At 75.4% G+C, this 7,186-nt stretch carries 7 protein-coding genes and 1 pseudogene; 4 read left to right on the top strand and 4 right to left on the bottom strand.

What is annotated here, in order from left to right; all coding sequences use genetic code 11:
• The 4 genes and pseudogenes from CBZ_RS15345 to CBZ_RS15330 all read right to left on the bottom strand — a co-directional run.
• Positions 1 to 1,056: pseudogene (locus tag CBZ_RS15345) on the bottom strand (sensor histidine kinase); the annotation flags it as partial.
• A gap of 91 nt (positions 1,057 to 1,147) precedes the next feature.
• Positions 1,148 to 1,822, bottom strand: coding sequence for a hypothetical protein (locus CBZ_RS15340; RefSeq protein ID WP_130782381.1), 675 nt, complete (start codon positions 1,820 to 1,822; stop codon positions 1,148 to 1,150).
• Positions 1,823 to 2,037: 215 nt separating this feature from the next.
• Positions 2,038 to 2,793, bottom strand: a complete 756-nt coding sequence (locus CBZ_RS15335; RefSeq protein ID WP_130782380.1) for a MerR family transcriptional regulator — start codon at positions 2,791 to 2,793, stop codon at positions 2,038 to 2,040.
• Between the two features lie 64 nt (positions 2,794 to 2,857).
• Complete coding sequence (locus tag CBZ_RS15330; RefSeq protein WP_130782379.1) at positions 2,858 to 3,547, bottom strand: HAD hydrolase-like protein; 690 nt, start codon at positions 3,545 to 3,547, stop codon at positions 2,858 to 2,860.
• 81 nt (positions 3,548 to 3,628) lie between these two features.
• Between CBZ_RS15330 and pnuC the strand changes: the two genes are divergently transcribed.
• From pnuC to CBZ_RS15310, 4 genes are all read left to right on the top strand, one after another.
• Entirely contained in the window at positions 3,629 to 4,231 is a 603-nt protein-coding gene (gene pnuC, locus CBZ_RS15325; protein ID WP_130782378.1) for a nicotinamide riboside transporter PnuC, read from the top strand.
• Positions 4,228 to 5,316, top strand: a complete 1,089-nt coding sequence (locus CBZ_RS15320) for an AAA family ATPase (protein WP_130782377.1) — start codon at positions 4,228 to 4,230, stop codon at positions 5,314 to 5,316. Before pnuC ends, CBZ_RS15320 begins: the two co-directional genes overlap by 4 nt.
• Positions 5,313 to 6,926: a MoxR family ATPase gene (locus CBZ_RS15315; protein ID WP_130782376.1), complete on the top strand. Its 1,614-nt coding sequence runs from the start codon at positions 5,313 to 5,315 to the stop codon at positions 6,924 to 6,926. Before CBZ_RS15320 ends, CBZ_RS15315 begins: the two co-directional genes overlap by 4 nt.
• Positions 6,923 to 7,186: hypothetical protein (locus tag CBZ_RS15310; protein WP_130782375.1), on the top strand; the 264-nt coding region annotated here is incomplete at its 3' end. The genes CBZ_RS15315 and CBZ_RS15310, both read left to right, overlap by 4 nt.

The raw sequence follows: 7,186 nt of genomic DNA, 5'->3' as shown, positions 1-7,186 counted from the left end.
CAGCAGGTCGTCGGCGTCGGCCGCGGCCGACAGCTGCCGCCCGACGCGCAGCGCGGCCCGGCCCGGGGTCGCGGCCTCGCCGTAGACCAGCACGCGCACGCGGCGCCCGAGCCACGCGTGCACCGGCTGCACGGCGACCGCGACACCCACCGCGGCGAGCACCTGCGCGACCGTGCTGCTGCCCACGACCGAGCCCGCCGCGACGAGCACGACGACGTACACGACGGCGAGCCCGAGCGTGAGCAGGGCCGCGACCGACGCGCGGCTCACCACCAGGTCGATGCCCCACAACCGGTTGCGCAGCACCGTCGTGAGCAGCGCGACCGGGAACAGCACCTGGCACGCGAGGTGCAGCAGCGGCACGGCCAGGACGATCTCGAACGGGGTGTCGGCGAAGGCCAGGGGCACGAACGACACCGCCATGAGCGCGACGCCCAGCGCCAGCAGGCCGAGCCCGGGCCGCTCGGCGACGGGACCCCGCACGTGCCGGACCCACGTCGCCGCCGCCGTGAGCACGCCGACCACGACGGTCACGCCGACCAGCACCGTGTTGTCCGTCATCGGCAGCAGCAGCCGTTGCAGCGTGAAGGCGCCCGTCGTCGCGATCCCGAGCCCCAGGCCCACCCACGACCACGCGCCGGGCCGTGTCTCCCGCACGAGCCACGGGACCACGAGGAACAGCGCGAGCGTGCCGGGCACCCACGCCCAGCTCACGAGCGACTCGACGCCGGGGAGCGACGGAAGGGCCGGGTGCGTCGACGCGTACGCGCCCCAACCACCGCCGAGCGTCGCGAGCGCGCCGCCGAGCCCCGTCAGCGACACCAGCCAGCCGACGGCGTGCGCGCGCCGTGCGACGAGGACCGCGCCCACCGTCCCGTAGACGAGGCCGACCGTCGCGTCGACCGCCGAGAACAGCAGGTCGGGCGTCACCGGCACACCGGCCGTCACCAGCAGCAGGACCCCGGCGAGCGCCAGCAGCCACGTGACGAGCACGAGCGCCACGGCGGTGCGCGGACGGCCGCCGTGGCGTGCCGGGACCTCGGCCGCCGTCGTCATGGCGTCACCGTAGGGGCTGGGGTGCGGGCGCGGGTACGCCCCCGCCCGGGTGAACCGGACGGGGGCGCTGCCGACGGACGGGTCGAGCACGTCAGCGGCGGTCGCCGAGCGCGAAGCCCAGCGCGACGACGAGCAGCCACACGGGCCCGACGAACCCCGACATGTACTGCAGCGGCGAGACACCCGTGAGGACGGTCAGGGCGCCGAGCACGACGCTCACCCAGCCGATCCACCGCGGGGCCGCGGCGTGCCGCAGCGACGCGACGCCGAGCGCGAGCGCCGAGACACCGGCGCCGAGCCACAGCCACGGGATCGTCGCGACCCAGTCGGTGTAGAAGGCGCCCGACTCCGGCACGAGCATCTCCGTGTCGGAGAACGCGAACGTGAACTGCGTGTCCAGGCCGCTGCCGAGCAGCAGCGCGGCGGCGGTCAGGACGAGGCCGATCGCGGCGACCATGCCGTGCAGCGACCCGGCGGGCGCCTGCTGGTCCAGGCGGCGGCGCAGACCCGCGGCGAACACGGGCAGGACCACGACGCACAGCGCCGCGAACAGGTGGAACAGGAGGTACGTCGTCTGCTTGCTCGCGGCGTCCTCGAGCATCGCGACGGGGTCGCCGGCGGACTTCTCCCAGTCGACGGACCCGGCGAGGGACGCCTGGATCGCGGCGATGCCGAGGACGCCGGCGGCGACGCCGGTCCACGCCCACGTGCGGCTCGTCGCGGTGCCGCGGCGGGTCGGGGTGGGCTCGACGGTGGTGCTGGACATGCGGGTGCTCCTTCGTCTCGGCGCCGGCGGGGTCGTGCCGGCGGCTGAGGGGAACACTCGGCGGGCGCGGCGCCCGGGCACCAGGGCATCCGGCCCGGATCGTCGGGCACTTCTCCGGGCGCCTCGCCGGGCGTCGTCCCGGCGTGCCGGTCGTCAGGCCCCGGGCACGCCCCGAGGCCCCCGCCGTGCGACGGCGAGGGCCCCGGGGGTCGTGCTCAGAGGTGCCGGGCGGCGTACTCGTGCAGCGCGTCCCGGACGAACGTCGCGCCGTCCTCGCCGCCGTAGTTCTTCGCGAACCGCGGGTCGGCGACGTACATGTCGGCCAGCCCGACGATGTACTCGCGGACGGGTGCGGCACCCGCGCCGGGCGTGCCCGGGATGCCGCCGAGCCACGCGACGTGCCGCCGCGCGAGCTCCTGCGCCTCGTCGGACGCGGCGTCGACACCCGACTCCGCCGCGCTCGCCCAGGCGCGGGCCAGCGCGGCGGTCTCGTCCTGGAACGCCGTCTTCTCGTCGGCGGACAGGCCGCGCCACCAGGCGTCGGACCGCGCGTACGCGTCCTTGCCCCAGCGCTCCTCGACCTCGTCCTGGTACTGCGTGTGGTCGAAACCGTCGAACATGTCCTCGGCCATGACCGGTACTCCTTCCTGCCGTGCGGTCAGGGTCCGCTCGACGGACACGGCCTGACGGGCGAGCCGCTGCTGCTCGCTGCGCAGCCAGTCGAGGTGCCGCCGCAGCGCGGCGGTCTCGTCCTGCTCGCGGTCCAGCACCCGGCCGATCTCGGCCAGCGCGAGACCGAGGTCGCGCAGGAGCAGGATGCGCTGGAGGCGGACGAGGGCGTCCTCGTCGTACCAGCGGTACCCGTTCTCGCCGACCCGGCTGGGCTCGAGCAGCCCGATCTGGTCGTAGTGCCGCAGCGTGCGGCTCGTCGTGCCCGTCAGCCGGGCGACCTCCTGGATCGAGGCCTCCATCGCGTCCTCCCGTGCGGTCCCTGTGTGGTCCTGATCCACGGTAGGAGTTGACGCGACGTCAAGGTCAAGCGCGCTGGAGCGCCTCGTCGTCAGCGGCGGGGACGAGCCGTCGCAGCACCTCGTCCCGCAGCGCCGTGGGGGAGTCCACGACGGTCGCCGCACCGGCCGCCTCGAGCTCGCCGGGTGCCGCGTAGCCCCACGCGACACCCACGCACGTGACGCCGTGCTCGGCCGCACCGTGCACGTCGTGCTCGCGGTCGCCGACCATGAGCGTCGCCGCCGGCGGCGGCGGGTCGTCGAGCGAGGCGAGCGCCCGCGCGATGACGTCGGCCTTCGTCGACGACTCGTCGAGCGACGGGCCGAAGATGCCGTCGACGAGCGGCGTCAGGCCGAGCGCGGTGCACACCGCGTGCGCGAACACCTCCGGCTTGGCCGTCGCCACGAGCAGCCGCACGCCCGCCGCCCGCAGGTCGCGCAGGACGGGCACGACACCGTCGAACACGGTCGCCTCGTACAGACCGCCGGCGGCGAGCCGGGCGCGGTACGCCGAGACGACGTCCTCGACGAGCGGCTCGGGGACGCCGTGCCGCCGCAGGCTGCTGTGGATCCCGGGACCGATGAAGGACCGCAGGACGTCGGGCGCCGGTGCCGGCAGCCCGACGGCCTGGTACGCAGCCGTCACCGACGCGGTGATGCCGGGCGCGGAGTCGACGAGCGTGCCGTCGAGGTCGAGGAGGACGAGGGGAGCGGGCATGGCGTCGATCCTCTCCCGCGCCGCGCGGGCGTGCACCGGCCGTCCGTCCCGCTGCCGTGCGCGCGGCTAGGGTGTCCGCTCGTGACCTGGGTCGAGATCCTCGGATTCGTCAGCGGCGCGGCGTGCGTGTGGCTCGCGACGCGGCAGAGCGTGTGGAACTTCCCGGTCGGGATCGCGAACAACCTGCTGTTCCTGTGGCTGTTCACCTCGACCGGCCTGTACGCCAACGCGGGGCTGCAGGTCGTCTTCGCGGCGCTCGCCGTCCTCGGCTGGGTGTGGTGGGTGCGCGGCGGCGCGGACCACGGCACGCTCGTCGTGACGCGCACGCCCCGGTGGGTGTGGGTCGCGGGCGCGGGCGCGGTCGTCCTCGCGACCGCCGGACTCACGGCGCTGCTCGCGGGCACCACCGACGCGGCCGCCCCGTTCTGGGACGCGCTCACGACGTCGTCGAGCCTCGTCGCGCAGGTCATGCTCGGCCGCAAGTGGCTGGGCAGCTGGGCGGTGTGGATCGCGACCGACGTCGTCCTCGTCGGCCTCTACGCCAGCCAGGGCCTGTACCTGACCGCCGTGCTCTACGCGGGCTTCATCGGCCTGTGCGTGCTCGGGTGGCGCGACTGGCGTCGGACGCTCGCCGCCCGGCAGGCGCCGGTGCCGAGCGACGACGACGTGACGGTCGCGGCGTGACGACGTTCCGCCACGGCCTGGTCATCGGCAAGTTCTACCCGCCGCACGCGGGGCACCTGGCCCTCGTGCGGGCCGCGCAGGCGCGCTGCGACCGGGTCACGGTGCAGGTGCTGGGCTCGTCGCAGGAGAGCCTGCCCGCCGAGGTGCGGGCCGGGTGGCTGCGCGACGAGCTGCCCGGGGCGCACGTCGTCGCGGGCCTGGACGACGAGCCCGTCGACTACGCGAGCGAGACCGCGTGGCGGGCGCACACGACGATCATCGAGGACCTGCTCGACGCCCCGGTCGACGCGCTGTTCAGCAGCGACGGGTACGGCGAGGAGCTCGCCCGCCGGCTCGGCGCGCGGTGGGTGCAGGTCGACCCCGACCGTCGGGGCACCCCCGTGAGCGCCCGCGCCGTGCGGGCCGACCCCGCCGCGTACTGGTGGGCGCTGCCCGCACCCGTCCGGTCGTGGTTCGTGCGCCGTGTCGTCGTCCTCGGCGCGGAGTCGACCGGCACGACGACCCTCGCCGAGGCGCTGACCGCGCACCTGGGGCTGCCGACCGTCGCCGAGTTCGGCCGCGAGTGGTCCGAGGTGCGCCCGGGCGGCTTCACCGCGCCCTGGCACACGGCGGAGTTCGACCTGATCGCCCGCGAGCAGGCGCGGGTCGAGGACGACGCGGCCGCGCGCACCCCCGTGCCGCTGCTCGTGTGCGACACCGACGTCCTCGCGACGGCGCTGTGGCACGAGCGCTACGTCGGCACGGCGTCGCCGTCGGTCCGGGCGCTCGCGGCCCGCCGCGTGCCCGACCTCTACGTGCTCACCGGCGACGAGATCCCGTTCGTGCAGGACGGCCTGCGCGACGGCGAGCACGTCCGGCACGCGATGCAGGACCGGTTCCGCGCGGTGCTCGCCGAGCGGCACGCCGCCGGCGGTGCACCGTGGGTCGAGGTGCGCGGCGACCCCGCGTCGCGGCTCGACCAGGCGCTCGCGCTCGTCGAGCCGCTGCTGCGCACGCCCCGGCCGCTCGCCGAGCCGATGGAGCAGCGCCACGAGGTCGTGCCGGACCTCGTCGCGGCCCTCGCTCTGCCAGACTCCACGGCGTGACGACGCCCCCCGCCGAGGAGTTCGCGCAGGTCTCCGCCGCCCCGACGCGTGCGGGTGCCCGCTCCGCGCCCGCCCGGCTCGACCTCGACGTCGACCAGCTGTTCGCCGACGGCGCCGCCGGCGCCGGTGCGGGCGGCGCGGCCGGAGCCGGCGGCCCCGCGCTCGACGAGAAGCTGCGCCAGGCGTACTTCTGGATGGTCAACCACGCCATCATCAGCCCCCACTACGACGTCGAGTTCCACGCGGCCGACCGTCCCCGCACGCGGTTCCGGCTCGGCGACTCGAAGGCCGAGGTCGACCTCCCGACGGACCAGTCGTACTCGTCGTTCGTCCTGCTGCCGCTGCTCACGTTCGCGGTGCGCGGCCGCTGCCTGCTCGTCGGCGGACCGGGCCGCGGCAAGACCGCGAGCGCGGTCCTCATGGGCGTCCTCGCGGGTTACCCGGTGCGCGAGGTGCGGCGCGCGATGCAGCACGGCCACCCGCAGCTCACGGTGCAGGACATGTTCGGCACGCCCCTGCCGCGCGACCTCGTCGCGGCGGAGAGCCTCGCGGACATCGACGTCGCGTGGCGGTCCTGGCTGGGGCGGCGCGTGAAGATCGTCGACGAGTACAACCGCATCCCGACGCGCACCCAGTCCGCGCTGCTCACCGTCCTCGCGGACGGCTACGTCGAGGTCTTCGACCAGGTCTACGAGACGGGCGCGGCCGCCTGGTACCTCACGGCGAACGACGACGCGGGCGGCGGGACGTTCCAGGTCGTCGACGCGCTGCGCGACCGCATCGACGTCGTCGTCAAGGCGCTGTCGTTCAACTCGCGGTTCCTCGGCGACCTGGTGACCCGTGCCGAGCGGCGGCTGCGCCCCGAGGAGAACGTGCCGCCCGCCGTCGTGTTCGACGCGGACGAGCACGACCGGATGCACCGCGAGGTCGTGGCCGTGCCGGTGCCGCAGCACGTGCGCCGCCGCCTGGAGTACTTCGCCTCGCAGCTCGAGCTCGCCGAGCGCGGCGCGGTGCAGCTCGAGTACCGCACCAAGGACACGGTGCGGCTCGCGGGCGAGGACCCGCACCGGGTGCTCGCGCAGGACACGGGCCGCGACCTGCGCTCCGACATCGGCGCGCAGACCCTCAACGGGCTGTCCGTCCGGGCGCTGCAGTCGCTCGTCCTGTACGCGAAGGCGATGGCGTACTTCCGCGGCCAGAGCGAGGTCGGGCTCGACGACCTGCGCGCGGTCCTGCCGTTCGTGCTGCACGACAAGCTCCAGCCCGACCTGGCGTCGCCGACGTTCGACGACCCCGCGCGCGAGGCGATGCGGATCGACCGGGTGTCCTGGCTGCGCGACCTGTTCGACAGCGCGTGCGTCCTGTACGACGCCGAGGGCCTCGACACCGAGGACGCCGTCGGTGCGGTCCTCGACGAGCTGCACGCGGGGCTCGACGGCCTCCCGGAGGCGGAGGTGCGGCGGCGGCTCGCGCACATCGAGGGCGTGCTCGCGGGCTGGCAGGACGCCACCAAGCTGCACGGCAGCCTGTACGAGGACGCGCTCGCCCTGAAGTACGCGCACCAGCGGTACTCCGCCTACCTCGCGTGGCTGCGCTGGAGCGGCGCGTGACCGGACCGCTCGACCGCGCCTCGGCGTTCGGCCGCTGGCTCGTGCAGGACCGCGACCACGCGGACGCGCTGCTCGCGGCCGCGGCGGCGCGGCGCGGGGACGCGGGACCCGTCCGCGACGCCGTGCACGAGGTGGCCGCGGTCGCCGACGCACTCGCGGGGGACGGCGACCTGGACCCGCGCGTCGGTCGGGCCCTGCTCGCGGCCACGACCGACCTGGCCGCGCGCGACCGGTGGCGTGCCGGAGCCCCCGAGCGGACC

This window comes from Cellulomonas biazotea, from assembly GCF_004306155.1.
GTDB classification, from domain to species: domain Bacteria; phylum Actinomycetota; class Actinomycetes; order Actinomycetales; family Cellulomonadaceae; genus Cellulomonas; species Cellulomonas biazotea.
This window is presented reverse-complemented; position numbering and strand designations above follow the sequence as displayed.